Origin of the sequence: uncultured Jatrophihabitans sp., assembly GCF_964246335.1 — a bacterium.
Taxonomy (GTDB): domain Bacteria; phylum Actinomycetota; class Actinomycetes; order Mycobacteriales; family Jatrophihabitantaceae; genus Jatrophihabitans.
Genome location: NZ_CAXTQF010000010.1, coordinates 1 through 25,749, shown reverse-complemented (window position 1 = coordinate 25,749; position 25,749 = coordinate 1). Strand labels below are relative to the sequence as shown.

Annotated in this window: 33 protein-coding genes and 1 tRNA gene; 20 read left to right on the top strand and 14 right to left on the bottom strand. The window is 70.1% G+C overall.

What is annotated here, in order from left to right; all coding sequences use genetic code 11:
* The first annotated feature begins 50 nt into the window (after positions 1 to 50).
* The 5 genes from ACFFCN_RS04900 (at position 51) to ACFFCN_RS04880 (ending at position 6,001) form a co-directional block, all read left to right on the top strand.
* Positions 51 to 824 carry an SGNH/GDSL hydrolase family protein gene (locus ACFFCN_RS04900; protein ID WP_375490013.1) on the top strand — a complete coding sequence of 258 codons (774 nt, stop codon included), beginning with the start codon at positions 51 to 53 and terminating at the stop codon, positions 822 to 824.
* Positions 825 to 931: 107 nt separating this feature from the next.
* Complete coding sequence (locus ACFFCN_RS04895; protein WP_375490012.1) at positions 932 to 1,984, top strand: alpha/beta hydrolase family esterase; 1,053 nt, start codon at positions 932 to 934, stop codon at positions 1,982 to 1,984.
* A 68-nt stretch (positions 1,985 to 2,052) separates the two neighbouring features.
* Positions 2,053 to 3,399 (top strand): MFS transporter, encoded by a 1,347-nt coding sequence (locus tag ACFFCN_RS04890; RefSeq protein WP_375490011.1) that lies wholly within the window; start codon positions 2,053 to 2,055, stop codon positions 3,397 to 3,399.
* On the top strand, positions 3,396 to 4,829 hold the full coding sequence (locus tag ACFFCN_RS04885) for a class I adenylate-forming enzyme family protein (protein WP_375490010.1): 1,434 nt from the start codon (positions 3,396 to 3,398) through the stop codon (positions 4,827 to 4,829). Before ACFFCN_RS04890 ends, ACFFCN_RS04885 begins: the two co-directional genes overlap by 4 nt.
* The gene (locus ACFFCN_RS04880) at positions 4,826 to 6,001 is read left to right on the top strand and encodes an acyltransferase (RefSeq protein ID WP_375490009.1); all 1,176 of its coding nucleotides are present in this window, start codon (positions 4,826 to 4,828) and stop codon (positions 5,999 to 6,001) included. The genes ACFFCN_RS04885 and ACFFCN_RS04880 overlap by 4 nt, the downstream gene beginning before the upstream one ends.
* On the opposite strand, the gene ACFFCN_RS04875 is transcribed toward ACFFCN_RS04880, so the two are convergent.
* The 7 genes from ACFFCN_RS04875 to ACFFCN_RS04845 form a co-directional block, all read right to left on the bottom strand.
* Positions 5,967 to 6,371, bottom strand: a complete 405-nt coding sequence (locus ACFFCN_RS04875; protein WP_375490008.1) for a VOC family protein — start codon at positions 6,369 to 6,371, stop codon at positions 5,967 to 5,969. The genes ACFFCN_RS04880 and ACFFCN_RS04875 overlap by 35 nt on opposite strands.
* Positions 6,364 to 7,152, bottom strand: coding sequence for a phosphosulfolactate synthase (locus ACFFCN_RS04870; RefSeq protein ID WP_375490007.1), 789 nt, complete (start codon positions 7,150 to 7,152; stop codon positions 6,364 to 6,366). Before ACFFCN_RS04870 ends, ACFFCN_RS04875 begins: the two co-directional genes overlap by 8 nt.
* A gap of 114 nt (positions 7,153 to 7,266) precedes the next feature.
* Complete coding sequence (locus tag ACFFCN_RS04865; protein ID WP_375490006.1) at positions 7,267 to 7,932, bottom strand: HAD family hydrolase; 666 nt, start codon at positions 7,930 to 7,932, stop codon at positions 7,267 to 7,269.
* Positions 7,933 to 7,942: 10 nt separating this feature from the next.
* The gene (gene fdxA / locus ACFFCN_RS04860; protein ID WP_375490005.1) at positions 7,943 to 8,281 is read right to left on the bottom strand and encodes a ferredoxin; all 339 of its coding nucleotides are present in this window, start codon (positions 8,279 to 8,281) and stop codon (positions 7,943 to 7,945) included.
* Positions 8,282 to 8,304: 23 nt separating this feature from the next.
* On the bottom strand, positions 8,305 to 9,288 hold the full coding sequence (locus tag ACFFCN_RS04855; protein ID WP_375490004.1) for an NAD(P)/FAD-dependent oxidoreductase: 984 nt from the start codon (positions 9,286 to 9,288) through the stop codon (positions 8,305 to 8,307).
* 93 nt (positions 9,289 to 9,381) lie between these two features.
* Positions 9,382 to 10,101, bottom strand: a complete 720-nt coding sequence (locus tag ACFFCN_RS04850; RefSeq protein WP_375490052.1) for a FadR/GntR family transcriptional regulator — start codon at positions 10,099 to 10,101, stop codon at positions 9,382 to 9,384.
* A 70-nt stretch (positions 10,102 to 10,171) separates the two neighbouring features.
* Positions 10,172 to 10,996 (bottom strand): sugar phosphate isomerase/epimerase family protein, encoded by an 825-nt coding sequence (locus tag ACFFCN_RS04845; RefSeq protein ID WP_375490003.1) that lies wholly within the window; start codon positions 10,994 to 10,996, stop codon positions 10,172 to 10,174.
* An 89-nt stretch (positions 10,997 to 11,085) separates the two neighbouring features.
* Between ACFFCN_RS04845 and ACFFCN_RS04840 the strand changes: the two genes are divergently transcribed.
* The 5 genes from ACFFCN_RS04840 to ACFFCN_RS04820 all read left to right on the top strand — a co-directional run bounded on the left by ACFFCN_RS04840 (position 11,086) and on the right by ACFFCN_RS04820 (position 15,815).
* Positions 11,086 to 11,994 (top strand): ABC transporter ATP-binding protein, encoded by a 909-nt coding sequence (locus ACFFCN_RS04840; protein WP_375490002.1) that lies wholly within the window; start codon positions 11,086 to 11,088, stop codon positions 11,992 to 11,994.
* Positions 11,991 to 12,812 carry an ABC transporter permease gene (locus ACFFCN_RS04835; RefSeq protein ID WP_375490001.1) on the top strand — a complete coding sequence of 274 codons (822 nt, stop codon included), beginning with the start codon at positions 11,991 to 11,993 and terminating at the stop codon, positions 12,810 to 12,812. Before ACFFCN_RS04840 ends, ACFFCN_RS04835 begins: the two co-directional genes overlap by 4 nt.
* Before the next feature lie 136 nt (positions 12,813 to 12,948).
* Positions 12,949 to 13,866, top strand: coding sequence for an ABC transporter substrate-binding protein (locus ACFFCN_RS04830; protein WP_375490000.1), 918 nt, complete (start codon positions 12,949 to 12,951; stop codon positions 13,864 to 13,866).
* The gene (locus tag ACFFCN_RS04825; RefSeq protein ID WP_375489999.1) at positions 13,867 to 14,934 is read left to right on the top strand and encodes a cupin domain-containing protein; all 1,068 of its coding nucleotides are present in this window, start codon (positions 13,867 to 13,869) and stop codon (positions 14,932 to 14,934) included.
* A complete protein-coding gene (locus ACFFCN_RS04820) occupies positions 14,931 to 15,815 on the top strand; it encodes an AAA family ATPase (protein WP_375489998.1) in 885 nt (294 codons plus the stop codon). The genes ACFFCN_RS04825 and ACFFCN_RS04820 overlap by 4 nt, the downstream gene beginning before the upstream one ends.
* Here ACFFCN_RS04820 and ACFFCN_RS04815 read toward each other — a convergent pair.
* From ACFFCN_RS04815 to ACFFCN_RS04800, 4 genes are all read right to left on the bottom strand, one after another.
* On the bottom strand, positions 15,786 to 16,565 hold the full coding sequence (locus ACFFCN_RS04815) for a hypothetical protein (RefSeq protein WP_375489997.1): 780 nt from the start codon (positions 16,563 to 16,565) through the stop codon (positions 15,786 to 15,788). The two genes, ACFFCN_RS04820 and ACFFCN_RS04815, sit on opposite strands and share 30 nt — an antisense overlap.
* A 72-nt stretch (positions 16,566 to 16,637) precedes the next feature.
* Positions 16,638 to 17,102, bottom strand: a complete 465-nt coding sequence (locus ACFFCN_RS04810; RefSeq protein ID WP_375489996.1) for a phage tail protein — start codon at positions 17,100 to 17,102, stop codon at positions 16,638 to 16,640.
* 167 nt (positions 17,103 to 17,269) lie between these two features.
* A tRNA-Met gene (locus ACFFCN_RS04805) sits at positions 17,270 to 17,343 on the bottom strand.
* Between the two features lie 57 nt (positions 17,344 to 17,400).
* Positions 17,401 to 17,778, bottom strand: a complete 378-nt coding sequence (locus ACFFCN_RS04800; RefSeq protein WP_375489995.1) for a molybdopterin-binding protein — start codon at positions 17,776 to 17,778, stop codon at positions 17,401 to 17,403.
* Between the two features lie 142 nt (positions 17,779 to 17,920).
* Between ACFFCN_RS04800 and modA the strand changes: the two genes are divergently transcribed.
* The 6 genes from modA to ACFFCN_RS04770 all read left to right on the top strand — a co-directional run bounded on the left by modA (position 17,921) and on the right by ACFFCN_RS04770 (position 21,498).
* On the top strand, positions 17,921 to 18,709 hold the full coding sequence (gene modA / locus ACFFCN_RS04795) for a molybdate ABC transporter substrate-binding protein (RefSeq protein ID WP_375489994.1): 789 nt from the start codon (positions 17,921 to 17,923) through the stop codon (positions 18,707 to 18,709).
* Entirely contained in the window at positions 18,706 to 19,545 is an 840-nt protein-coding gene (gene modB / locus ACFFCN_RS04790) for a molybdate ABC transporter permease subunit (protein WP_375489993.1), read from the top strand. The genes modA and modB overlap by 4 nt, the downstream gene beginning before the upstream one ends.
* Positions 19,542 to 20,642 carry an ABC transporter ATP-binding protein gene (locus ACFFCN_RS04785; RefSeq protein ID WP_375489992.1) on the top strand — a complete coding sequence of 367 codons (1,101 nt, stop codon included), beginning with the start codon at positions 19,542 to 19,544 and terminating at the stop codon, positions 20,640 to 20,642. The genes modB and ACFFCN_RS04785 overlap by 4 nt, the downstream gene beginning before the upstream one ends.
* A gap of 4 nt (positions 20,643 to 20,646) precedes the next feature.
* Positions 20,647 to 20,883 (top strand): MoaD/ThiS family protein, encoded by a 237-nt coding sequence (locus ACFFCN_RS04780; RefSeq protein ID WP_375489991.1) that lies wholly within the window; start codon positions 20,647 to 20,649, stop codon positions 20,881 to 20,883.
* A 108-nt stretch (positions 20,884 to 20,991) separates the two neighbouring features.
* Positions 20,992 to 21,189 (top strand): hypothetical protein, encoded by a 198-nt coding sequence (locus ACFFCN_RS04775; RefSeq protein ID WP_375489990.1) that lies wholly within the window; start codon positions 20,992 to 20,994, stop codon positions 21,187 to 21,189.
* A gap of 30 nt (positions 21,190 to 21,219) precedes the next feature.
* Entirely contained in the window at positions 21,220 to 21,498 is a 279-nt protein-coding gene (locus ACFFCN_RS04770) for an acylphosphatase (RefSeq protein WP_375489989.1), read from the top strand.
* Here ACFFCN_RS04770 and ACFFCN_RS04765 read toward each other — a convergent pair whose 3' ends face one another.
* Positions 21,499 to 21,912 carry a PPOX class F420-dependent oxidoreductase gene (locus tag ACFFCN_RS04765; RefSeq protein WP_375489988.1) on the bottom strand — a complete coding sequence of 138 codons (414 nt, stop codon included), beginning with the start codon at positions 21,910 to 21,912 and terminating at the stop codon, positions 21,499 to 21,501.
* Positions 21,913 to 21,960: 48 nt separating this feature from the next.
* Between ACFFCN_RS04765 and ACFFCN_RS04760 the strand changes: the two genes are divergently transcribed.
* A complete protein-coding gene (locus tag ACFFCN_RS04760; RefSeq protein ID WP_375489987.1) occupies positions 21,961 to 22,572 on the top strand; it encodes an NADPH-dependent FMN reductase in 612 nt (203 codons plus the stop codon).
* Here ACFFCN_RS04760 and ACFFCN_RS04755 read toward each other — a convergent pair.
* Positions 22,553 to 22,984: a CoA-binding protein gene (locus tag ACFFCN_RS04755; RefSeq protein ID WP_375489986.1), complete on the bottom strand. Its 432-nt coding sequence runs from the start codon at positions 22,982 to 22,984 to the stop codon at positions 22,553 to 22,555. The two genes, ACFFCN_RS04760 and ACFFCN_RS04755, sit on opposite strands and share 20 nt — an antisense overlap.
* Positions 22,985 to 23,008: 24 nt before the next feature.
* Here ACFFCN_RS04755 and ACFFCN_RS04750 point away from each other — a divergent pair, with 24 nt between their 5' ends.
* Positions 23,009 to 23,539 carry a YbaK/EbsC family protein gene (locus ACFFCN_RS04750; protein ID WP_375489985.1) on the top strand — a complete coding sequence of 177 codons (531 nt, stop codon included), beginning with the start codon at positions 23,009 to 23,011 and terminating at the stop codon, positions 23,537 to 23,539.
* Here ACFFCN_RS04750 and soxR read toward each other — a convergent pair.
* The gene (gene soxR, locus ACFFCN_RS04745; RefSeq protein ID WP_375489984.1) at positions 23,477 to 23,998 is read right to left on the bottom strand and encodes a redox-sensitive transcriptional activator SoxR; all 522 of its coding nucleotides are present in this window, start codon (positions 23,996 to 23,998) and stop codon (positions 23,477 to 23,479) included. The genes ACFFCN_RS04750 and soxR overlap by 63 nt on opposite strands.
* A 46-nt stretch (positions 23,999 to 24,044) precedes the next feature.
* On the opposite strand from soxR, the gene ACFFCN_RS04740 reads away from it, so the two are divergent.
* Positions 24,045 to 24,743, top strand: a complete 699-nt coding sequence (locus ACFFCN_RS04740; protein ID WP_375489983.1) for an SDR family NAD(P)-dependent oxidoreductase — start codon at positions 24,045 to 24,047, stop codon at positions 24,741 to 24,743.
* A complete protein-coding gene (locus tag ACFFCN_RS04735; protein WP_375489982.1) occupies positions 24,740 to 25,747 on the top strand; it encodes an S-adenosylmethionine:tRNA ribosyltransferase-isomerase in 1,008 nt (335 codons plus the stop codon). Before ACFFCN_RS04740 ends, ACFFCN_RS04735 begins: the two co-directional genes overlap by 4 nt.
* The last annotated feature ends 2 nt before the right edge of the window (positions 25,748 to 25,749 follow it).

Sequence of the window (25,749 nt, the reverse complement as noted above, 5' to 3'; positions counted from 1 at the left end):
CGCCGAGCTACATTGCCCTCCGGCCTAACAGTGAGCTAACGAGGTTCCCGATGTCGACTCGAGCGTTGCACCGAGTCTGGTGTCGCGTCGTCGTGGTCGCCGTGGCCTGCGCGATCGCCTGCGTCGGCTTCGCCAGCGTCGGCGTGGCGCGTACCCAGGCCGCGGAGTCGCGCGCGCACGTCGCCGGCTCGGCACCCCGCCATCACCGGTGCGGCCCGTGGCGGCGTCCGCGCCTCGGCACGACCCGGCACATGCTCGTCATCGGCGCCTCCTACACGGCCGGCGTCGGCGCCTCGGGTCCGCACCACGGGTACGCGTGGCTGCTGGCCCGACAGTTGCACGAGTCGCCCCGGGTGTACGGCATCGGGGGCACCGGATTCGTCAATGCCGGGCCGCGGCACCAGGGCACCTTCCGGCACCGGCTCGCACATCTGCGCGTCCGTCCCGCTCCCGACCTCGTGCTGATCCAGGGCGGCCGCAACGACGTCGGGACACCCGCGCGCATCGAGCGCGCGGCGGCACGCGCCACCATCTGCCTGGCGCAGCGGCGCTTCACGAAGGCCCGCGTCGCCGTCCTCGGCCCGATACCTGCGCGCCTGCCGGTCGACCGGGCAGTCGCGGCGATCGACGGCGACCTGCGCAGCGCGTGCCGGGCGGAGCACGCCCTGTACCTCGACCCGATACGCCGGAAGTGGATGACGCCGACACTCGAACGTCGTTTCGCAGGGCCGGTGCCCCGACACCCGAACGACGCCGGCTATCGCTACATCGCGTCGCGGGCTGCCCCCGTGCTGCGCGCGGGGCTCGCCCGGGCCCGTACCTGAGGCCGGGCCGCCACTCACAGGTTCACCAAGCATGCTCGTCGGTTGTGTCGCGATGCCGCAGCTCGGCCCTGGCTCTTGCGGCAGCCGGCATCGGGTTCGCACTCCTGGTGACGGCATGTTCGGACACGTCCTCGACCGCGCAACCGGGCGGCCCGCGCCGAGCGCCGTCGCACCCGACGACGGCCCTGCGGTCCACGCCGCGGCTGCCCAGCAGCACCGGTGACCATTCGACATCGGCCACTTCGTACCCGCCGATCACCGACGTCACCGGGCAGCACGGCCCGACATCGACCCGAGTGTCCGTGAGCAGCCTGCGCAAGGCATGGCCGCGCATCGCGTTCTCGGTGCACACGTTGACCTTCCAGGGCAGGCGGCGGGCGTACCTCGTTGCGGCGCCCGACTCGGCAACCAGGAGCAGCACGCTGCCGATGACGGTCGTGCTGGGCGGGTGGCGGGCGTCGGCAGCATTCGAGGCCGAACGCACCGGCTTGCTGTCGTCGGTGTCGGCCGGCAAGTCCGTCACGGTCTACCCGGTGTCCTACGACGAGTCGTGGAAGGTCCCCGGCGTCGCCTGCTGTCACGACGCAGGCAAGACCAGCCTGGACGATGCCGGATTCGTCGCCGCTGCGACGCGCGACGCGTTGGCGCGCCAACCGGTCGACCGCACCCGCTCCTACCTCGTCGGCTACAGCAACGGCGGCAAGCTCGCCCTGGCGCTGTCGTGCACCGATGCGGACCTCTGGGCAGCGGTCGCCACGATGGGCGCCGTGCCGCAGCAGCCGTGCAGCGCCACGACGCCGGTCTCGGTGCTGCTGGCGATGGGACGCGAGGATCCCGACCAGCCGACCGACCACGCCGGCAAGCCGCCGATCCCACTCCTGGAGGCCGCGGCGGCCGGCTACCGCCGCCGCGACGGATGCACCGCCGGCACTACCGTGACGAACCCGCCGCACGCCGAGGTGACAGACTCGCGTGCCTGTTCGGCGGGCACTGCCATACGCACCGTCGCCTATGACGGCATCGGCCATCTGTGGCCCGGCGAGGGGACCGTGCACGGCGAGGTCCAGGTTTCCGCTGCGATCGCCCTGCCCTCACTCATCGCGCAGTTCTTTGCCCAACACCGGCGGCCAACAGCTGGGTCACGATCCGTTCACAGCTGAGACCGACGAAAGCTGTGTTACTGCTGAAGAGTGCACCTCGACCTCGCGCCGACGGCGGCTGATTCCCGGTGAGCGCCGAGCAACTACTCGACGAGTCCGCCCCGGCCACCGCACCGAAGCCGAGCCCACTGATGCACCGCATCCGCGGCCGGGTGTTGTTGCTGCTGTGCGCGCTGTACGCGATCTTGTACTTCGACCGGGTCAACATCTCCACGGCCGGACCGCACGGTCTGGTGGGTGACCTGCACCTGTCGACGTTCCAGTTCGGGCTCGCCGCCTCGGCGTTCGCGCTGCCCTACGGCATCCTGCAGGCGGTCGGCGGCCTGGCCGGCGATCGTTTCGGCGCGCGACGTGCGCTGGGCGTCATCGCCGCGCTGTGCGGGCTGTTCACCATCCTCACCGGCGTCGTGTCCAGCCTGGTGATGCTGCTCGCCGTCCGCTTCCTGCTCGGCCTTTCCGAGGGTGCGGCCTTCGCCACCGCGACGCATGCGATGTCGGCATGGTTACCGAAGGACCGCCGCGGGTTCGGGCAGGGCGTCGTGCACGCGGCATCACGGTTGTCGAACGCGCTGGCGCCGCTGATCGTCGCCGGACTGATCTCGCTGCCGCACGTCGGTTGGCGCGGTTCGTTCATCGTGGCCGGCCTCGCAGGTACCGCCTGGGCAGTGGTTTGGTGGCGCTATTTCCGCGATCGCCCGCGTGATCACCCCGACGTCGGGCACCGAGAACTCGAGGAGCTGCACGACACCGCCGACGGCGCGGCGGTGCGACGTCCGCCCCCCTGGCGGCCGCTGATCCGCCGGATGGCCCCGGTGACCGTGACCGATTTCTGTTACGGCTGGGTGCTCTGGGTCTACCTGACCTGGATGCCGTCCTTCTTCTCCTCGCACTTCGGGTTGGCGCTCGGCGCCTCCGCCGTCTTCACCTCGATCACGTTGAGCGGCGGTTTCGTCGGCGACTGGCTCGGCGGTCTGCTGTCCGACGCCCTGCTGCGCCGCACCAGCAGCCTGGGGCGCGCGCGCAAGGCCGGCCTGCTGATCGGGCTGATCGGGTCAGCTGTGTTCCTGCTGCCGGTGCTGATCGTGCACAACGTCGTCGGTGTCACGGCGTGCCTGACGGTGGCGTTCCTGTTCCTGGAGCTGTGCAACGCCCCGCTGTGGACGATCCCGATGGACGTCGCGCCGGAGCACAGCGGGGTCGCCAGCGGGCTGGTGAACACGGGTTTCGGCGTGGCGGGCGTCATCGCCGCACCGGTGTTCGGTCTGCTGGCGGGCGCATTCGGTTACCCGGTCGCCCTGGCGTTCTCGGCCGTGCTGCTCGCCGTCGGCGTCGTCAGCGTCAGGTTCATCAAGACGTCGCAGCTGATCGTGGTGCCGGGCGTCGCGAAGAGTGCGCCCGACGAGGCTCCGGCATGACCGACGGCATCCTCGCCCTCGCCGACGCCGCGCCGCGGGCCACCGTCTACCTCGAGGACGCGCGCAGCTCCCGCGCGATCACCTACGGCGAGCTGGCTGACGCCCTGCACGCCGGCGTGACGTGGTTCGCCGCACGTCCGGACCTCAAGCGTGTAGCGCTCGACATCGACGATCCGCTGAGTCTCGCGGTGGCGCACCTGACCGTCATCGCGGCCGGTCGGCTGTCCGCACCGCTCGACCCGGACGCGCCGTCGGCCGACCGCGAGCGCGCCGTCCGGGCGCTGGCCTGCGACGTGATCGTCTCCGACCGGACGGACCCCACGCCAGCTGTGCTCGACGTCGTGCACCACGACGAGCTGCGCGCCGAACCCGGTGAGCACCCCACGGTCAGCGCCGGAGGCGGTGTGCTCATGCGCACCTCGGGGTCGACCGGCACGCCGAAGGTCGTCCTGCTGCGCGAGAACCAGCTCCTGGCAGTGGCGCAGGCGGTCGCGACGAACCTGGCGTTGCGAACCGACGACCGCGGCTACAACCCGCTGCCGCTGTTCCACATCAACGGGCAGGTCGTCGCCGTGCTCGCCACGCTCGCCGCCGAGTCGACCCTCGTTCTGGACCGCCGTTTCCACCGCACCGACTTCTGGCCACTGATGAACGAGCGCGAGGTCACCTGGATCAACGCGGTGCCGGCCATCCTCGGCGTGCTCGCCCACCAGACGCCCGCTCCGCCGCCCACCCTTCGGCTCATCCGATCCGCGTCGGCGCCGTTGCCCGACGCGCTCCGGCGCCATGTCCAGGACGCACTGCACGTGCCCGTGGTCGAGAGCTACGGGATGACTGAGGCGGGCAGCCAGATCACCGCCGGTGCCGTCGACGGCTCCACGCCACCGGGCTCGGTGGGTGCACCGGCCGGCGCGCAGGTCGAGGTGCGTGGCGCGGATGCGAACGGCATCGGGCGGATCTGGATACGCGGTGCGGGCGTCATCGGGTCCTACGAGGGCGGCCGCGCGGCGGACCGGTTCGACGACGGCGGCTGGCTCGACTCGGGCGACGACGGCCGCTTCGGTGAGCACGGCGAGCTGTACATCGCCGGACGGTCCGACGACCAGATCAACCGGGGCGGTGAGTTGATCTACCCGACGGAGGTCGAGGAGGTCCTGCGCGGTGACGACCGGGTCGCCGACGTTGCCGTCGTCGGCCGACCGCACGACACCCTGGGTGCGGTGCCCGTCGCCGTCGTCGTCGCCGCCGCGACGGAGACGGCGGGACTGGTCGACGACCTCACGCGGCGCGCCGCGAGCGACCTGAGCAGGTACAAGCGCCCGGTCGAGATCCTGCTCGTCGACGACCTCCCTCGCGCCGCCACCGGCAAGGTCAAACGCGCAGCGGTACGCGCCGAGCTCGGCGACGTGGCGCCGCGCGCAGCACGGTGAGCAGCGCGGCCGACATCGCGCCGTCCGCATCGCCGGCGCGAACGCGCTTGTCGCGGGTCGACGAGCTCGACGTCGTGCGAGTGCTCACCTTCGCCTGCGTCATCGCCGTGCACGTCATCGGCGAAGCGACCAGCAACAGCCGGACGGCCGGCGGCTTCCTCGTGCTGCTGCACTTCACCCGGGAGGCATTCTTCTGGCTGACCGGCTTCGTCCTGGTGCTCAACTACGGCCGCCGGCACCTGCAGCTCGCGCGTTTCTGGCGTCGCCGGTTCCAGCTGGTGGGCATTCCGTACCTGCTGTGGTCGCTCGGCTACTGCCTGCTGGATCGTGTTGCGTCGTCGGGCCGCACCCCGTCGTGGCCCGGGGGAGTCGTGCAGGACGTGCTCTACGGCACGGCCTGGTATCACCTGTACTTCCTGCTCGTGACGCTGCAGGTCTACCTGCTGTTCCCACTGCTCGCTGCGCTCCTGCGCGCGACCGCACGCCATCACGTGGCGTTGCTCGTCGTATCAGGTGCGCTGGAGGTGGCGGTGCTGACCGGCCTGCACTGGACCACGCCCTGGAGCAGCTGGCAGGCGGGATTCAACGAGCATCAGAACGTGCTGATCTGGAACTACCAGTTCTGGGTGATATCCGGAGGCGTCGCCGCGTGGCACGTGGACGGACTGCGCGACTGGCTCAGCCGTCATCGTCGCGCGACGGCTGTCGGTTGCGCGCTGGCCGCCTGCGTGACGCTCGGTTACTACGTCAGCCAGCTCGACATCGGCGTCACGCCGACCACCGCGTCTGCGGTGTTGCAGCCGATAACGATTCTGTGCACCGCCGCGGCGGTGCTCACCATGTTCCTGCTCGGTCAGCGATACGCGCAGTTGCCGGCGAACCAGTCGCTGCGGCGCATGGTGGACACCGCGTCCGACCGGTCCTTCGCGGTCTTCCTCGTCCACCCGGCATTCATCTGGTTCTTCCCGCGCATCGACCACGGGTGGGGCGCGGCGCACGTCAACAACGTGTTGTACGTGATCGGGCTCTACGTTGCGGTGCTGGCCGCGTCGGTCGTCACGGCCGAGGTTCTGCGGAGGATCCCACTGAGCCTGGTGCTGACCGGTCGGCCGATGCTGCGGCGCAGCCGGGTCCGCGTCAGAACATCATCCGCGGGTCCGCGTAGTGCTTGAACTCGAGCAGGTTGTTGGACGGGTCCTGCAGCACGAAGCTGTCGTGTTCCTCGACCATGCCTTCGAAGCGCCGGAACGGGTCGGCGAAGTACGTCAGCTTGCGGGTGTCGGCCAGTGCCCGCAGCCGCTGCCAGTCCGCGTATTCGCGGAACGTGACGCCGAAATGGCGCGGGTAGAGCCGTACGTCATCTTCGGCGACGGTCTCGCTCGACAGGTGGCAGACCACCTGGTCGCCGAAGAAGTCGAGCGTGATGCGGTCGTCGTAGCGTCGGGCGAGCTTGCAGCCGAGCCCTGCGACGTAGAAGTCGTACGCCTCGTCGAGGTCATGTGTAGGTATTGCCAGGTGAAACGCGTCGCGTTGCTCACGCATGCGCAACCGCCAGCGGCGTGGTGAAGTCCAGCAGCGTGTCGCCGCGCAAACCGGTCCGCAACGTCTCCAGTCCGACGATGTCGGCCACGGCCACGTTGCCCAGGTTCACATTGGCGCCGAACTCGCGGATCATCGCCACCTGCAGATCCTTCGTCGGCGCCTCGAACACGAGGTCGGTCATGTCGATGCCGGACCGGGCGATCTTCCTGATCAGGTCCGTACGCAGCGTGCCGTCGGCTCGGCAGATACCGCTGCGCCCGCTCTCGCGTGCCTCGGTGATCACTTTGTAGGCGCCGGCCTCGAGGTCCTCGCAGATGTAGTCGACCCACTGCTGCGGACTTAGGTGCTCGGACTGCGTCGGATCCTTGAACCCGACCTCGCTGTAGACCCGCAGCTCCGGCGTGAACCGTGCGACGTACTCGGCCTTCGCGGTGTTGGACATCGGGATCGTGCCGTTGGATATCTCGACCGTGCGGCAGCCGAACGCGTCGACATAGCGACGCCAGTCGTCGACGGCGTCCTGGGCGGCGAAGATCTCGAACAGCGTGCCGCCGAAGTAGTAATCCACATCGTGCTCGCGCAGGGCGTCGATCTTGTACTTGATGTCGTCGGTGACGAGTGCGGTGCCCCAGCCGAACTTCACCACATCGATCAGTGGCGCGAAGCTGGCGACGACATCGGCGAACTGCCGCGTCGGCAAACCGGTGTCGATCATCATGGTCGTACCGCAAGCACGCGGTTTGCATTCTCTGCGGGGCAACACCAGAGCTGTGGAGTGCATCGAGCAGCGTCCTCTCCGACCGGCTGGCCGCACGTCGTGATCGCGCGATTTGCGACCTCGTCCCACGCTAGGTCGGTCGGTCAGCGAGTGGCTGTACGCCGGCGATGAACCGCTTCAGAACTCGGTGTCTGCCGCCAATGCGTCCGCCAATTGCGCGATCGTTGCGACGACGACGCGACAGCGGGCCTCGACGTCGCGGTCGTGCTGCAACCGTCCCCAGGGGCCGGTCCGCACCCTGCCGGCCTGACAACCCGCCGCCAGGGACGCCGTGACGTCCTGGTCGAGTTGGTCACCGACGTAGAGCAGCTGGTCGGTGCCGACGCCGCACCGCTCGGCGCACTCGGCGAAGAACGCCGGCGCCGGCTTGCGCACGCCGAGTTCGGCGGAGACGGCGACCCAGTCGACCGGCAGCGCGAGGTCTCTGATCTGGCCGCCGATCGCGGCGGGCTGGTTGCCGGCCACCCCGATGACGAGACCGTTGTCGCGCAACTGCTGCAAGGCTGCGCGCGCGCCGGGATAGAGGTCCGACTCGGTCAACGGGGGCAACAGGCCCGCCGCGTCGACCTCCGGCCGCAGCTGCGCGTAGGTGCTGTCCGGCCGGAAGCGCTGTACGACGTCGTCGACGCCGCCACCGGCGGCGACGACCGCGCCGAACACGGCGGAGAACGTGTGCGGCGTCGTGCCGAACCAGGCCGCCCACCCGGCCCATTCGCGGGTGCGGTCGAAGAGGGTCTCGCCGATGTCGAAGACGACGCCGTGCACCGCCGGAACTGCAGCCATGCACAGCAGGCTATTGCTGGGCTTCGCTCGCCATCGGCGTGTCCACCCCGAGCGGGCCGAGCGCCATGGCGCCGCCGGGCGAGCCCAATGCCTGCTCCCGGCCGGGAAGGACGGCGTCGAAGAACGCCGCGTTGTCCTCGCGCCAGGCCACCTGATCGTCGGTCAGCTTGTTGAGGTCGGTACTGATGGCCGAAACCGGGCACACCGGCTCGCATGCGCCGCAGTCGATGCACTCGTGCGGGTTGATGTATTCCTTGCGCTCGCCCTGGTAGATGCAGTCGACCGGGCACTCCTCGACGCACGACAGGTCGTTGACGTCCAGGCAGTCGGCACCGATGAAGAACGGCATGATGACTTCCCTCCGGATTGTTGTCAGGCGGCGGTTGCGGTGGAGTGGCCGGGGAACAGCGCCGCGGTCGGGTCGCTGGCGGCGACGGCGTTGTTGACCGCGAGGGCGGCCTCGCCGAAGCCGACGGAGATGAGCCGCACCTTGCCCGGGTACTCGGTGATGTCGCCCGCCGCGTACACGCCGGGGACGCCCGTGTGCATGCTCGAATCGACGACGATGTGCCGGTCCTTGATCATCAGCCCCCACCGCGTCAGCGGGCCGAGGTTGGCGGTGAACCCGAGTGCGGCCACGACGCGGGTGCACGCGACATCCACCAGCTCACCCGATCCCGTGTCGCGCAGGACCGCCGCGGTCACGGCGTCGGATCCGCGCAGTTCGTGCAGGACGTGCGGCGTGCGGATGGCGACTCGGCTCGCCCGCAGCGCAGCGACCGACGCCTCGTGCGCGCGGAACGTGTCGCGTCGGTGTGCGAGGGTCACGGACCGCGCGACCGGCTCGAGCATCGCGGCCCAATCGACGGCACTGTCACCGCCACCGACGACGAGCACATCATGGCCGGCGTACAGGTCGACGTCGACGACGAAGTGATCGACACCCCGCCCGACGAGGCCGGATCCGGCGGGCAGTGGCCGAGGGGTGAACGTGCCGATACCGCCGGCCACGACGATGGCGCGTGCGCAGATCTGCTCGCCGTCGGTGAGAGTCAGCCGCACCCGTCCGCCGTCGACGTGCTCGAGCGCGTCGGCCGTCCTGCCCAGGCGCCACTGCGGGTTGAACTGTTCGGCCTGCGCGAGCAGGGCGCTGACGAGGTCCCGTCCCTTGACCGCCGGGAAGCCGGCGACGTCGTGGATCAGCTTTTCCGGATACAGCGCGGCGATCTGCCCGCCGGCTTCGGGCAACGAGTCGACCAACGTCGTGCGGAGCTGCCGGAAGCCGGCGTAGTAGGCGGCATACAGCCCGACCGGCCCGGCGCCCACGACGATGAGATCGGTGTCCGACTGAGTCACTTAACCTCCTTTGGCCAGTCCATTAGACCAAAAGAAAGGCGCGAGCGGAAGAGCACCGGCCCGTGTCCAGCCGCGCGGTGGTCCGGCGAAGGTTCAGTGAGCGTTCTTGCGGGCTGTCCGGACCTTCGCCACACGGCGCGCGGTGCGGGCAAGATGCGTCGCCATGATCTCGTGAGCTCGATCGGCGTCGTGCGCTGCGATGGCCTCGACGAATTCGCGATGTTCGGCGGTGCCCTTGTGGCCCATGAGCGGCGCAGCCACCTGCGCCTCCCGCAGCGACATCAGCAGCGGCCCGTGGAACGAGTGGACAAGCATCTCGATCGCGCCGTTGTGGGTGCATGCGGCGACGCGCACGTGGAAGGCGGCCGACATCTGCATGGCGTACTCGCCCTTGCGCAGAGCAGCCTGATGATCCTTGACCATCTCGCGCAGATCGGCGATGTCCTGCTCGGTGGCCCGTTCGACGACCAGTGGGATGATGCCGAGCTCGACGATCTGCCGCGCCTCGGTGACCTCGGCTGCGGTCAGTGGCGACAGGCTGATCAGGTCGGCCAGGCCGGACCCGATCGTGGACGACGACGGGGTCGTGACGAACGCGCCGCCACGGGCGCCGACCCTGATTTGCAGCAGGCCGCCGGCCTCGAGGACGCGCAGCGCCTCGCGCACGGTCACCCGGCTCACTCCCATGCGCTCGCCGAGATCGCGTTCGCTGGGCAGTCGATCGCCGGGTTTGAGCTCCTCGCTGCGGATCAGCGTCCGGATCTGCTCGACGACGGCCTCGGACATCCGGCTCGAGGACACCACGCGGAACATGTCCCCGGCTGAACCTGCGCCGCCGGTTCCGTCGCTCACGCCGTGATGATCGCACATGTACGTGCGGCGATCAGGCCTCCGGCAGCAGCCGGTCCAACAACTCGGAGGTGGCCTGTGCGGCGGCGCGGGCCTGCTCGTGCCAGGGCAGCTGCGCCAGCGCGAGGCAAGGGGCTTCGACGGTGATCGGGACGCCGGCCGGGACGCGGGCGAGATACGCGGGCAGGTCGAACGTGCCGTGGCCGGGCAGCCGGCGATCGGTGAGCGCCTCGGTGCGCAGGTCGACGTCCGACATCGGAACACCGTCGGCGAGCTGGACGAGGACGAGCGGGTCATCCTCGTCGAGGTCGGCGGGACTGCCGCCCGCACGCTCGTGCTGGAAGACGTCGAACACGATTCCGGCGGCGGTGCCCGCAGTCAGGCGGCGAGCTTTCGAGACGTCCGGCGCAGCCGAGTACGCCATGAACTCGAGGCCCGCCGTGACCCCCGAGCGCGCGGCGGATTCCGTGATCGCGGCGAGACTGTCGTGCGCTCGCCGGGCGTCGTGATCGCGATCGAGGACGATCAGCACGCCGGCGCCCAGCGCCGCTGCCACCTCTGTCAGTCGATGCACCGCGTCCGTGTCCTGCGGTGTGTCCAGGGTCGCCACGCCCACGTCGGTCACCGCCAATCCGCTGTTCGCAGCGGCGCTCGCGACAGCAGTCAGGGTGGGCTGCCGGCACCAGGACGCCCATGCACCGTCCGGGGTCCGTGGCGTCATGCCGACCGCCGCGAAGCCGGCGCGGGCCGCCGCGTCGATCAGGGCGAACGGATCGCCGGGTCGATGCAGGGTGAGCGGCGCAAGCCCGACCGGGAGCCGCGAACGCCGTACCGAGGGCGTAGCAGAAGGGGGATTCATCGCACCAAACGTAGGACAGGTGAACGTCTGGTGTCGCCTTCCACGGCGTAACGGTTGATTGGTCTTAGGTCAGACCTTATGGTCTGTACATGACGGCGAAGCGGAGCGCAGACGTGCTCAGTGCCGGCGACGGGTCAGCGGCTCTGGTCGAACGCGCGCAGGCGGGCACTCGGGCTGCACATCTCGACGCCTTCGATGTCAAGATCGAGTATGGCGGCAAGGACGACAGTCAGCCGGTTCTCGCGGTCGACGGGGCAAACCTGACCGTCCACCGCGGCGAGTTCGTCTGCATCGTCGGACCGTCCGGCTGCGGTAAGACGACTCTCCTCAACGCGGTGGCAGGGCTGCTGCCGATCGCCGGCGGCACACTGATGCTGGACGGGCAAGCCATCCGGGGAACGTCGCGCGACCGCGCCATGGTGTTCCAGCAACCCAGCCTGTTCCCCTGGCGCTCGGTGCTCACGAACGTCACGTACGGCCTCGATCTCGGGCGCGTCGGTACCAAGCAGAGCCGCCGCGAGCGCGCTCGCGAGTTGCTCGAACTCGTCGGGTTGGCGGAATTCGGCGACCGGTACCCGCACGAGCTGTCCGGCGGTATGCAACAGCGGGTCAATCTCGCGCGCGCACTGGCCGTGGAACCGGAACTGCTGTTGCTCGACGAACCGTTCGCATCGATCGACGCGCAGACCCGCGAGGTCATGCAGGCCGAGCTGTTGCGGATCTGCGCCGCGCAATCGGTGACGGCTCTGTTCGTCACGCACGACATCACCGAGGCGGCGTTCCTCGCCGACAGGGTGTGCGTGTTCGGACCGCGCCCCGGGCGCATCGTGCACGAGACGAAGGTGCCGATGGACCGCCCACGCGACCTGGATGCGCGCCGGTCCCGGGACTTTCTCGTGCTGGTCGACGAGATCACCGACGCGTTGCACTCTGCGCGCGATGCCGGCGCCGGCGCGCCGCAATCCACGCCCGCCGCGCCCGAGGAGGTTGCGCAGTGACCACGCTGTCGGCGCGGCCGAGCGCGCTACCGACTGCGGCGCGTCGTCGCCGCAGTCTCCGTCCGCCGGCGAAGTTCCTGTGCGGGCTCGGCGCCGTCGTGGTGGCCATCGCGGCGTGGGAGATCGTCGCCCTCGCCGGAGTCGAACCCAAGATCGTCCTGCCCGGGCCGCTGGATGTGCTGCGCGCGCTGCGCGACGTGCTCACCTCGGACACCATCGGCGTCGACCTGCGCACGAGCGGCGAGGAGCTGCTGTCCGGCTTGCTACTGGGTGTCGTGGTCGGGCTGCCGATCGGGTTGTTGGTCGGGTGGTACCGCTACGTGTCCTACGTGCTCAACCCGTTCATCAACTTCCTGTACGCGACACCGCGTATCGCGCTCACGCCATTGCTGATCATCTGGTTCGGCATCGGCAACACGTCGAAGGTCGCCATCGTCTTCCTGATGGCGGTGTTTCCGATCATCATCAACACCGCGGCGGGTGTGCAGAGCATCGACGAGTCGGTGCGCAAGGTCGCGCGCTGTTACGGCGCGAGCGACCTCCAGACGTTCCGCACCGTCGCGTTGCCCGGCACCGTGCCGTTCATCATCAGCGGGCTGCGACTGGCTGTCGGCCAGGCCCTCATCGGCGTCTTCGTCTCCGAACTGTCCGGTGCCCAGCACGGGGTGGGGCTGTTGATGAACACCGCCGGTCAGCAGTTCCAGACGTCCGTCGTTTTCGCCGGCCTGATCATCTTCGCGGTCACCGGTGTCGTGCTCACCGGCATCCTGCGCCGTATCGAGCGGCACTTCGCCGCTTGGCGTCCGGCGTCGCACTGAGCTCGTCCGAACCACCACTCCACCACCGACGAACAGCGGAAGGCGAACCATGCGAACCGGGACCAGGACACGGCGGCTCACAGCACTTGCTGCCGCGGCGACAGCGGCACTCGTGCTCGGCGCTTGCAACAGTGCGGTGTCCGACAAGGGTGGTGGCGGAGGCGGCACCAGCAAGGGCGGGACGACCAATCTCAAGGTCAGCTTCAGCCAGGTGGTGGCCGACGAGCTGCCCCTGTGGATCGGCGTGGACGCCGGCATCTTCCGCAAGCACGGGCTGAACGTCTCGCTCGTCAGCCTGTCCAGCTCGGACGGCTTCCCGGCGCTCGTCTCGGGTCAGACCCAATTGGCCTCGATCGGCGCGTCGGAGATGGTGTCCGGCGCGGCGTCCGGCGCGAAGGTGTCCTACCTGGCCACGCTGACGCCGGTGTTCCCGTACGAGCTGTATGCGAAGGTGCCGGGCAAGCAACTCAAGGGCAAGCGGATCGGCATCACCACCACCAGCGGGTCGCTCTACATCGCCACGCTGGACGCGCTCAAGCAGCTCGGGCTCAGCAAGACCGACGTGAACCTCGTGCCGCTCGGCTCGGTGACGAACGTCAACAACGCGCTTGCCAGCGGCACCATCGATGCCGCGATGACGCACCCGCCGGCCACGACGAAGCTCGACTCGCTCGGCTATCACTCGGTCCTCGACCTGGCCAAGCAGAAGATCCCGACCTCGAACGTCGGCATTGCCGCGACGAAGGCCTATGTGTCCGGGCACAAGAAGCAGGTGCAGGACTTCATCGACGCGATCATGGAGGCCATCAAGCGGGAGAAGAGCGACAAGGCGTACTCGATCACCGAGCTGCAGAAGCATCTACAGGTCAGTGACCAGAAGGCGCTCGCCGCGACGTACGACTACTACACACAGGAAGTCCTGCCGGACGTGCCGACCCCGACGGTCGCGCAGCTGGCGACGTCGCAGCAGGTGCTCGCGGCGAGCCGCCCGGAGGTCTCGAAACTCGACCTGTCGAGCATCGTCGATGCGTCGTTCGTGAAGGCGGCCGGCTGAATGACGTCTCGCACCACGACAGAAACCACGCACTACCACGTCCAGAAGCGCCGCCGGGCGGCGTTCATCGAGGAGTGGCGTGGCTACCAGAAGACGGTCGCGGCGCTCGAGGACGTCGTCATGGCGCCGACCGCACGCCGCTCGCGGGTCGGGGTCTACACCGGCGAGGACGCGGACCGGCCGACCCGGTCGATGGACGCGCTGGCGCACGAGATCGATCCGGGTGTCACGACGACGATCCATCGTCACTCGTGGGACGCCATGCTGTTCGTCGTCGCCGGTCGGGGTTGGACGGAGATCGACGGGCAGCGCATCGAGTGGGCCCCGGGGGACTCGCTGCACCTGCCGGCGTGGGCCTGGCACCGGTCGGGCAACGAGAACGACGAGACCGCGCGCTACCTGTCGTTCTCCAGCGAGCCGATGCTGGCCACCATGGGCATGTCGGTGCTCGAGGACCGCGGCGACGAGCCCGTCGACACGCTGCCCGGCCGCCCGGGGTATTCCGCGGGCATCGAGGGTGACGATCCCTACGCGCGGCGCCTGCGCCGGCTGGCGCGCGACCAGCAGGCCCGGCGCAGCGGCCGGCTGCACACGAGCTGGGACGAGCTCGAACTGCTGCCGACCCCGCGCGGTACGCGCACGACGTTCCTGCTCGACCGTGCGATCGGCTACCAGGCGTCGGGCATCACGATGGCCATGTTCGAGATCGGACCGGGCCGCGGCCAGTCGATGCACCGCCATCCCGGTGAGGCGTGGCTGTACGTCGTCGAGGGCCACGGGCACAGCTACCTCGGCGCCGAGCCGGAGGGCGGCACGAACCACCCGTGGAAGAAGGGCGACATCATCGTCGTCGACCACTACCTGTGGCATCAGCACTTCAACGACTCGGCGACCGAGACCGCGAAGGTCGTTCGCATCCACATGTTCGACAGCCTGTTGGAGACGATGCGGGTGCTGATGGATCCGGTCGTGCTCTTCGAGGAGCCGCCGGATGCGGTCCGCGACGCGCAGGCCGGCAACTACCACGAGATCGAGTGGCCGGACCTGCCGCGCCCGACGTGGCCGTGACCGCCTCCGCCCAGCGGCTGCCGCCCGGTCTGCTGTCGGTCCACGTCCTGCCCGCCGATCATCACGACGGGCCGTGGGATCACATCATCGTCCCGTCGGGCACCAAGGAGCGGCTGCTCAACCAGGCGCTGCTCACCCTGCGGCACGGCCGCGCACTCGCCACGCTGGCCGGCCTGCCGCACGGTCTGATCGTCTTGTCCGGGCCGCCCGGGACGGGCAAGACGACGCTGGCGCGGGGTCTGGGGCAGGCCGCCGCGCGGGCGCTGGCCCCGGCCGGCGCCACCACCTATGTCGAGGTGGACCCGCACGCCTTCCCCAGCGAGTTGCTCGGGGAGAGCCAGCGCAACGTCACCCGGCTGCTCACCGAAACGCTGCCCGAGCTCGCCCAGCGCCGCCCGCACCTGGTCGTGCTGATCGACGAGGTCGAGAGCTTCGCGGTGCGCCGCTCGGCCGCGGCTTTCGCGACGAACCCGGTCGACGTGCACCGGGCGACCGACGCGATCCTGGCCGGCATCGACGCACTTGCCGTCGATCATCCGCGATCGCTCGTCGTGGCGACCACGAACTTCCCGGAGGCGGTCGACGAGGCGTTCCTGTCCCGCGCGGACCTCGTCGTCGGCCTCGACCTGCCGGACGAGACGACGATCGCCGCGATCCTGCAGCATTCCCTGCTCGAGCTGGCCGGCATCTGGCCCGGCGTGCAGCCCCTCGCACATGACGAAGGTCTGCACCGCAAGCTCGCCGCGCAGTGCGCGGGATGGGACGGGCGACGGGTCCGCAAACTGGTGCTGACCGCCCTCGCGCAGCGCCGCGACGTCGCCGAGGACCCCAATCAGCTCCATGCCGAGGATCTACTCCTCGCTGCCACGCACGGGGGGTGAGGCAGGGTCGGGGCGGCCGCCGATCAGGTTGGTCCATCGGTCGAGCGCCGGCTGCCAGCGCTCGTCGATGTGGTCCGAGCGTTGTTGCGACCGGTCCGTCTGCAGACCCCGGTACCGCCGTCGCGCCCACACCGAGCGCGGTCGAGCGAGCCGGACGGCCCCCACGAGGCTCAGGCCAGGCACGAGGATGGCGAACGCCGCGACAACCCACTTGCCCTTGAGCACACATATGAGCACCAGCAGCAGGTTGCTGCCGAGGTACACGATGGCGGACAGCCGGATGCCGAGTTCGGCGGTGCCGATGTCGTCGACGCCGACCGGACTGAAGCCGACCAGGCCAAGACCCAGGCATGCCGCGGCGAGCGAGACGGTATCGACCGACAATCGGCCCTCGTCGGTCCAGTACACGTCGGTCAGATGCAGGATGAGCGCGAACTCGTCCAGCACCAGCGACGTGCCCACGCCGACGAGGACGGCGGCCGCGCAGTTCAGCCACGTGTCATGCGGGCTCGTCGGTCCGACGGACGTGAATGCGCCGATGATCAGGCAGATCATCCCTGGCACGGCGTGGTGGATGTGCGTCCCGGTGCCGCTGATGTTGTTCTTGAACGGTCCGCGCCCGTCCCGGATGAGCCTGGTGATCGTCCGGGTGACGAAGAATGTGACCACGAACGCGACGAAGCACAGCATCAGCGGCAGCTTGTCGGCCTGCAGGATGTCGCGTTCCCACCACCGGGTGAACCAGTTCATGGCGCTAGCTTCGCGGGCGAAGGGGTCTCAGGGCGTCAGGTCGTCCGCGCGTCATCGCCGGGGCCAGGCTCGTCAGTACTGACCTTTGATCACGAAGTAGGAGCCGCGAATGGTGCCGGCCAGTTTGGACTTCTGGCGCGCGAACTTGAACTTGGCGTCGAGCTCGGCCGGCACATCCATGCCGTCGGCCAGTTTGAAGCCGACGGCTCGCTTTCCACCGGGTTCGACGGCGTACATGACGTTGACGATGAGACCGGACTCGTAGATGACGAACGCCATCCGAAGACCCGCGACCTTGAACGACGTCGCCTGCAGGGGCCGGGAGTCGATGGTGAGGTCGCGTTCCGTCTGCAGGATCCGGTGAACGTAGTCGACGACGTCTTTGGCGTCGTCGGCTGAATCAACGGTGAAGTCGTGGTCGTATTTGTTCTTCCAGTAGCGGGCTTCGTTGGCCCGCAGCCCGGCCAGCGTCGCGGCCACCGGCGAGGAATCCAGGCCGGCGGTGGACACGTTCACGAAGTCGACGATCTGCGGCATGGCGGTTCCATTCGGTTCGGACGGGCGACGGTCATACCTACCTGACGTGCCTCGGCGCACAATTGTGACCACGCCCGCACCCACCACGAACTGCGGTGCAATGCCGGAGAAATGAGCAAGGGCTTCAGCGGCAAACGCTGAAGCCCTTGACACTCGGACCTGTTGAGTAGCGGGGGCAGGATTTGAACCTGCGACCTCTGGGTTATGAGCCCAGCGAGCTACCGAGCTGCTCCACCCCGCGTCGGTGAGTTCAGGTTACTAGGCCGGTCCAGGCACGTCCAAATCGCTGTCGGCCCGCTCAGGTTTCGACGACGACGTTCGTCGCTTTGATGACCGCCGTCGCACGCACGCCGGCGGCCAGGCCCAGTTCGTCCGCGGCCTCACGGCTCATCAGCGAGACGACCCGGAACTCGCCGCAACTGAGCTCGACCTGCGCCATCACGCCGTCGCGCCGGACGTCCACGACGACCCCGGTCAGGTGGTTGCGGGCGCTCGAACCGGATCCGGCGGGCGCGGGGACCGAGGCAGCCAACGCGGCGAGCCGATCTGTCGGCAGCACCCGCCGGTTGTTGACCCGCTCGAACCGCACCCGGCCGTCGCGTTCCCACCGGCGCAGCGTGTCGACGCTGACGCCGACGGCCTGTGCCACCTCTCCGATGCGCAGGTAGTCGGCCACGCGTGCATCGTATGGCCCAGTGATACGTTGGCCGTCGCTTTGCCTAGGTATGTCCTAGGTGCAGCGGTCGGGCGAACAAGGTCCCGGCAAGCTCGGACCGGTACGTGTCGGGGAGGCCGTTGTGCAGCGTTGGGTCAGTTCGATGATCGTCGCGGTCCTGGCGGTGACGCTCGCCGCCTGCTCCTCCTCGAGCAGCACGTCGAGCACGTCCGGCTCCACGTCGTCCGGCGGCGCGCAGTCGTCGTCGAGCAGCGCGCTGAAGGGCTCGATCACCGTCGACGCCGCAGCGTCGCTGACCGGCGCGTTCAACACGCTCAAAGCCCAGTTCATCCAGGCACACCCGGGCACGTCCGTCACCACGATGTACGCCGCGAGCTCCGCTCTGGCCGCGCAGATCACCCAGGGCGCACCGGTCGACGTCTTCGCGTCGGCGGCGCCGAAGAACATGGACACCGTGGTCAAGGCCGGCGACGCGAGCAGCCCGGTGAACTTCGTGTCGAACAGCGGCCAGATCGCCGTGCCGCCGAGCAACCCGGGCAAGGTGACGAAGCTCGCCGATCTGGCGAAGTCGAACGTCAAGGTCGGCCTGTGCGCGCCGGCGGTGCCGTGCGGCGTCGTCGCACGCGCAGCGTTCGCCAAGGCCAGGATCAAGGTGACGCCCAAGGCGAACTTCGCGGACGTCAAGACCACGCTGGCCGCGGTCGAGTCGGGCAACGTCGACGCCGGCATCGTGTACATCACCGATGTCAAGGCGGCCGGCCCGAAGGTCAAGGGCATCACGATCGACCCGTCCGTCAACGCCACCACCGAGTACCCGATCGCGGCGCTCACCCACGCCAAGAACCCGGCGCTGGCCAAGGCATGGGTGAGCTTCGTGCAGTCGCCGACGGGCCAACAGGTGCTCGCGCAGGCGGGCTTCGCCAAGCCGTGACCCCCGGCCGGCGTCCGGCGCGCCGCGCGGCCAATCGCGCAGCGCTCGGCACGCCGGTGGCGGTGATCCCGCCGGCCCTGATCGGCGTGCTGTTCCTGCTCGTGCCGACGGTCGCGCTCGTGTGGCGGACGCCGTGGCACTCGATCGGGCGCATCTACCGCGAGAACCAGATCTGGGCAGCGCTGCGCGTGTCGGTCGAGACCTCGCTGCTGGCGCTGGCCGCATCGCTCGTCATCGGCGTGCCGCTTGCCTGGGTGCTGGCCCGGGTCCGGCTGCCGGGCATGGGCCTGCTGCGCGCGATCGTGATCATCCCGCTCGTGTTGCCGCCGGTGATCAGCGGCGTGGGCCTGTTCGACGCATTCGGCCGGTTCGGCCTGCTGGGCGACGAGGTGCAGTCGGTGTTCGGCGCGCCGCTGCCGTTCACCGTTCCCGCCATCGTGGTGGCGCAGACGTTCGTCGCGATGCCGTTCCTGGTGATCACCGTCGAGGGTGCATTCCGGGTCGTCGACGTCGGCGTCGAGGAGGCCGCGGCGACGCTCGGCGCATCCCGCGGCCGGATCTTCACGCACGTCACGCTGCCCGTCGTCGCACCGGCGATCGTGCTGGGCGCTGTGCTGTGCTGGGCGCGCGCGCTCGGCGAGTTCGGCGCGACGCTGCTGTTCGCCGGCAATTTGAGCGGCCCGCGGCAGACGCTCCCGTCCGCCGTGCTCTACGTGTTCGACAACGACCCGTCCCAGGCCCCCGCTCTCGCGCTGCCGCTGATGCTCGTGGCAGTGGTGGTGCTCGGCGTCATGCGCGACCGGTGGTTGCGGCCGACCTTCGGGACGGCGTCATGACCGGGCCGGCCGCGGACGGTCTCGACGTGCACGTCACGGTGCGGCGGGGAACGTTCGAGTTGTCCGCTGCTGCGGCCGCACGCGGGGGAGAGGTGCTTGCCGTGCTCGGGCCGAACGGCGCGGGCAAGTCCACGTTGCTGCGGGCCGTGGCCGGCCTCGCCGCGGTCGACGACGGCCGGATCGCGCTGAACGGCACAGTTTTCGACGAGCCGGCAACGCACACCTTCGTCTCCGCGCAGCGCCGCGAGCTGGGTGTCGTGTTCCAGGACCACCGGCTGTTCAGTCACCAGCGCGTGCTGGGCAATGTCGCCTTCGGTCCGCGCTCGCGCGGGGTCAGGGGTGCGCAGGCGCAGGCCACCGCGCAGGGGTGGCTGGACCGGTTGGGCATCGGCGATCTGGCGCGCCGGCATCCGCGGCAGTTGTCCGGTGGCCAGGCGCAGCGGGTGGCGCTGGCCCGTGCCCTCGCCAGCGCCCCACGCGCGCTGCTGCTCGACGAACCGCTCGCGGCGCTGGACGTGCAGACCCGCGCCGAGGTGCAGAGCGAGCTGCGCGAGCACCTCGCCGCCTTCGCCGGCCCGACGCTGCTCGTCACCCACGACGCGGTCGAGGCGCTGCTGCTTGCCGACCGCATCGTCGTGCTCGAGCAGGGCCGCGTCGTGCAGCAGGGCACACCCGCGGAGGTCACCACCATGCCGCTGACGCCCTACGTCGCCCGGCTCGTCGGCGCCAACCTGTGGGCCGGCCGGGTCGAGGGAACCCGCGTGTACGTCGGCCACGGCGTGGCACTCGAAGCAGCCCACCTGCCGGCCGGCGCGGGGCAGGTGCTCGCCGCCGTCCGCACGTCAGCGATCGCCATCCACACCACCGAACCCGCACCCGCATCCGCCGAGCGAAGCGTATGGCGCGGCACGGTGGCCGCGCTCGCACCGCTCGGTGATCGCATCCGGGTGACGGTGCGCGGAGACCTCGACGCGGACCTCGACATGGACGCGGCGTTGCTCGCCGGTGCCGGGTTCGAACGCGGCCGGGCGGTGTGGGTGTCGGTGCATGCGCGCGATGTGCGCGTCTATCCGCCAGGCCGCCCTCTGGCAGCATGAACTGGTGGCGACCGTGACCGTCCGGTACTGGGCCGGCGCGGCCCGTGCCGCGGGAGTCTCGTCGCAGCGCTGCGACGCAGGCACCTTGCGCGAGCTGCGTGCCCGGCTGGCGAGTCGCCCGGCAACGGCCCGGCTGAGCCAGATCGCGTCGCTGCTGGTCGATGGCGCGCAATCTGCCGAGGACGATCCGCTCGGCGACGACGCGGTCGTCGACGTGCTGCCCCCGTTCGCCGGCGGCTGATCCACCGCCGCGTGATTTTGCACGACGCACGTCCTGCCGAAACCCGCTGGTAACCCGCGCTGTCGATCATTGACGACAGATGGCGCACCCTGGCGAGAGGCGGCCGGCATGACCGACTACGTGACTCACGACGCCTGGCACCGGCCGGCAGGCCGGCCTGACGCGATCGACGAGATCGCCGACCAGTACGAACGGCCCGCCGACGCCGGTGCGCAGCAGTTCTGGGACCGCGAGTCGGGTGCGGGCTGGCCGCAGACGCCGCGGCCGTGGCACGGCGACGCACGCAGGCTGCGCATCGCCAGCTGACCCGTCCTGGCCGCGCGCGATAATCGCGGCATGGCGGACGAGGCCCGGTTGACGGCGATGGTGAGCGGCGACGTCCAGGGCGTGGGCTTCCGGGACTTCGTGCGGCGCCGCGCCGAGCCACTCGGGGTGCGTGGTCGTGCGTCGAACCTGTCGGACGGACGGGTCGAAGTCGTCGCGGAGGGCGAGCGCGCGGCCGTGCAGCAGCTGGTCGACGCGTTGCAGGGCGGCGACACGCCGGGCTCGGTACGTGACGTCGACGTGGACTGGCAGCCCGCCGAAGGCATGCCGGACGGGTTCTCCGCCGGCTGATCAGCCCGTGACGTTCGGTCCGGCGCGCTCGATGTCGAAGCGGACGATGACGCGTTGCTCGTCGGTCATTGCCTGCCGGTACTCGTCCCAGTCGGGATGGTCCTCGCCGCTGACGCTGCGGTAGTAGTCGACCAGCAGCGGCATCGCGTCGGGCAGCTCGACGATCTCGGCGCTGCCCTCCACCTGCACCCACTCGCCGTAGAACTCGTCGGGGAACGCGGTGATCGCCACGCGCGGGTCGCGGCGCAGGTGTTTGACCTTCATCGCGGTCTGCCGGGTGCTCACGCAGACCCGACCCTGCTCGTCGACGGCAACGGTCACCGGCGACATCGCCGGCCGGCCGTCCCGGCGGAAGGTCGCCATGACGGCCCGGTGGTTCGACGTGAGGTACTGGGCTGCCTGCGCTGCATCCACGACGGTCCTCTCTGCGCTACCGACCCGTCCGACCATAGGGTGGTCGAGGTGAGCGACGCGAGCGAACAGGCCGACGCCCGGCCGTTGATCGTCGGCATGGGTGGGTCGACGGGCGCGCACTCGTCGACCAATCAGTTGCTGCAGCAGGCGCTCGCGCACGTCGCGGCGCGCGGGGCGCGTACGCAGGCGTTCGCCGGGGACGTGCTGGGTCGGGTGCCGATCTACTCGACCGAGCTGGTCGAGACGCAGTCGCACGAGGAGGTGACGCGCGAATTCGTCGACGCCGTCCGCGCTGCCGACTGCGTGATCATCGCGACCCCCGGATACCACGGCGGCATGTCCGGACTCGTCAAGAACGCCCTGGACCACCTCGAGGCGTTGCGCGACGACGCCCGGCCCTACCTCGACGGCCGCGCAGTAGGCGTGATCGTCGGCGCGGCCGGCTGGCAGGCCTGCGGCACCGCTCTCGTGTCCGTGCGCTCGGCCGTGCACTCACTGCGCGGCTGGCCGACACCGTTCGGCGTCACGGTCAACACCGTCGAGCAGAAGCCCGGTGCGGACGGGACCTTTGACGACGTCGTGGACGGCGCGCTGCAGATCCTGGCCGACCAGCTCGTGCAGTTCGCGCGGTGGCAGTCGGCTAGTGCGACGGCGCGTTGAGATTGAGCCGGCGCTGCTCGATGATCATGCAGCGGTTCTCGACGTAGAGCAGGCCGGCGTCCTGCGCGATGCGCCGCGCCTCGTCAGACGCGATGTGCAGCTGCAGCCAGAGCGCTGTGGCGCCGGCGGCGACCGCCTGCCGCGCGATGTCCGGCGTCTGCTCCGACGGGCGGAACACGTCGACCACGCCGACGGGCTGCGGCACGTCGGCCAGCGACTGGTACGTCGGTTCGCCCAGGATCGTGCCGCCGCGCGGATTCACCGGGACGATCCGCCAACCGTGCTCGCGCATGTGCTCCGGCACGTAGTGCGCCGGTTTGTGCTCGGCGTCGCTGGCGCCGACGAACACGATGGTGTCGTAACTGCGCAGGATCTGCTCGACCGCCGAGTCCGTGTCGGCGTCAGTGCTCATGTCGCCCACAGTACGTTCGGGTGCATGACCGGACCCGGGAACCTGGACTGGCAGCCCGCCACCGACACGCTCGTCGCCGAGCCGGTCGCGGCCGCGCTGCGCACACTGGCCGGCCGCGACGCCGTGCTCGCCGCGCCGATCGATCCCGACCTCGCCGACACCGCGGAGTTCTGTGCCCGCTACGGCGTCTCGCTCGCCGAATCGGCCAACTGCGTGATCATCGCCGGGCGCCGCGGTGACATCACGCGGTACGCCGCGTGCATGGTGCTGGCGACGACCCGCGCAGACGTGAACGGCGTGGTGCGCAAGCGGCTCGACGCGCGCAAGGCGTCGTTCGCGGCGATGGACGACGCCGTGGCCCTGACCGGGATGGAGTACGGCGGCATCACGCCGATCGGCCTACCCGCGGACTGGCCGGTGCTCGTCGACGCCGCGGTGCTGGCGCACGATGCCGTCGTGATCGGCAGCGGCCTGCGTCGGTCGAAGATCGCGTTACCGTCCGCGCTGCTCGCCGAGCTCCCCGGCGCCGAGGTGATCGACGGACTGGCGTCCTGACGGGCCGCTCTCGCGGAGGGGAGCGGGGAAGAACTGCGCGCCGGGCCCGCGCCGGGCGAGCACGTCGTCGGGGTTGGAGATCTGACACCTGCGCATGGACAGGCAGCCACAGCCGATGCACGAGTCGAGGCCGTCGCGCAGCTTCTGCAGCGCGGTTATCTGCGCGTCCAGCCGGGTGCGCCACGACCGGGAGAGCCGCGTCCAATCGGCGCGGGTCGGCGTGCGCCCGGCGGGCAGGGTCGCCAGCGCCGCCGCCACCTCGTCGAGACTCAGCCCGACGTTGCGCGCAGCACGGACGAACGCCAGCCGGCGCAGCACTGTGCGCTCGTAGCGACGCTGGTTGCCGCCGGTCCGCTGCGCCTCGATGAGCCCCTCGCGCTCGTAGAACCGCAGGGCGGACGGCGCGAACCCGCTGCGCTGCGCGACGTCGCTGACCGTCAACAGATCGGTGGGCCGCACTCGTCTCCTTGACTTGAAGCTGACTTCAACTACAAGCATGGGATGCATGACATCGAAAACGCAACCCATCGCACTCGTCACCGGGGGATCGGCCGGCTTCGGTCGGGCACTGGCGCGCGAGCTCGCCGCCCAGGGCTGGCGCGTCGTCACCGACGCCCGGTCGGCAGATCCGCTGGCGAGCCTGGCCGCCGAGCTGCCCGACGTCCGCACGGTGTGCGGCGACGTCACCGATCCCGCGCACCGCGCCGAGCTGGTGCACGTCGTCCGCGACATCGGTCGGCTCGACCTGCTCGTCAACAACGCCAGCGACCTCGGTCCCAGCCCGCTGCCGCGGCTGGCCGAACACCCGATCGACGCCCTGCGCCAGGTGTACGAGACGAACGTCGTCGCGCCCGCGGCGCTGACACAGGCGCTGCTGCCGCTGCTGCGCCGCAGTGCCGGCGTCGTCGTCAACATCAGCTCGGACGCAGCCGTCGAGGCCTACGAAGGCTGGGGCGGCTACGGCTCGAGCAAGGCCGCGCTGGACCACCTCACTGCGGTGCTCGCGGCCGAAGAACCCGACGTCGCCGCCTACGCCTTCGATCCCGGCGACATGCGCACCGCGATGCATCAGGCGGCGTTCCCCGGCGAGAACATCGACGACCGGCCGGAGCCGTCGACCGTCGTGCCGGCGCTGCTGCGGCTGATCGCGCTGCGCCCGCTGTACCGCCGGGTGCGCGCCGCCGACCTGATGGTCGCGGCATGACGGCGTTCGCACTTCCCCATCGGCTCGAGGCGGATGCGCCGCCGGCTCGCCGCGACGCCGTGCGGCTGCTCGTGGCCGGGCGCGACGGCGTCGAGCACGCGCGGTTCACCGACTTCGCCGAATTCCTCGTGCCCGGCGACGTCGTCGTCGTCAACACCTCGGGCACGCTGCCCGCGGCGGTCGACGGCCGCCGCGGCGACCAGCTCGTCACGGTGCACTTCGCGGCGGCGCTGGACGACGGGTCCTGGGTCGTCGAGGTACGGCCACCCGGGCGCGCCGCCGGCCCGCTCGACAACGTGCAGGCCGGTGACGTGATCACGCTCCCGGACGCGGTGCAGCTGCGCGTGCTCGAGCCGCACCCACGGGACCAGCGGCGGCTGTGGCGCGCCGGTGTGGACGTCGAGGGCGACGTCGTCGACTACCTCTCCCGCCACGGTCGCCCGATCCGCTACGCCTACGTGCCGCGGCCGCAGCCCCTTGCCGAGTACCAGACGGTGTTCGCGCGCGAGCCGGGGAGTGCCGAGATGCCCAGCGCCGGCCGCCCGTTCACCGACCGGCTCGTCACCGATCTCGTCACCGCCGGCATCGGCGTCGCGCCGATCACGCTGCACACCGGGGTGTCGTCGCCGGACGCCGGTGAACCGCCGCAGGCCGAGCGCTTCCGGGTGCCCGACGCGACGGCGCGTGCGGTCAACATGACCCGCGCCTGGGGCGGTCGGGTGGTCGCGGTCGGCACCACCGTGACGCGTGCTCTGGAGACCGCGGCCGACGGCGACGGCGTGGTCCGTGCAGCATCCGGGTGGACCGACGTCGTGCTCGGTGCGGACCGCCCGGCGAGGGTGGTCAACGGCCTCGTCACCGGCTGGCACGCGCCGGGTGCCTCACACCTCGACCTGCTGCGCGCGGTGGCCGGTCGCGAGCTCGTCGACGACGCGTACGACGAGGCGTTGCGCGCGCAGTACCGGTGGCACGAGTTCGGCGACAGCTGCCTGCTGCTGCCCTGACC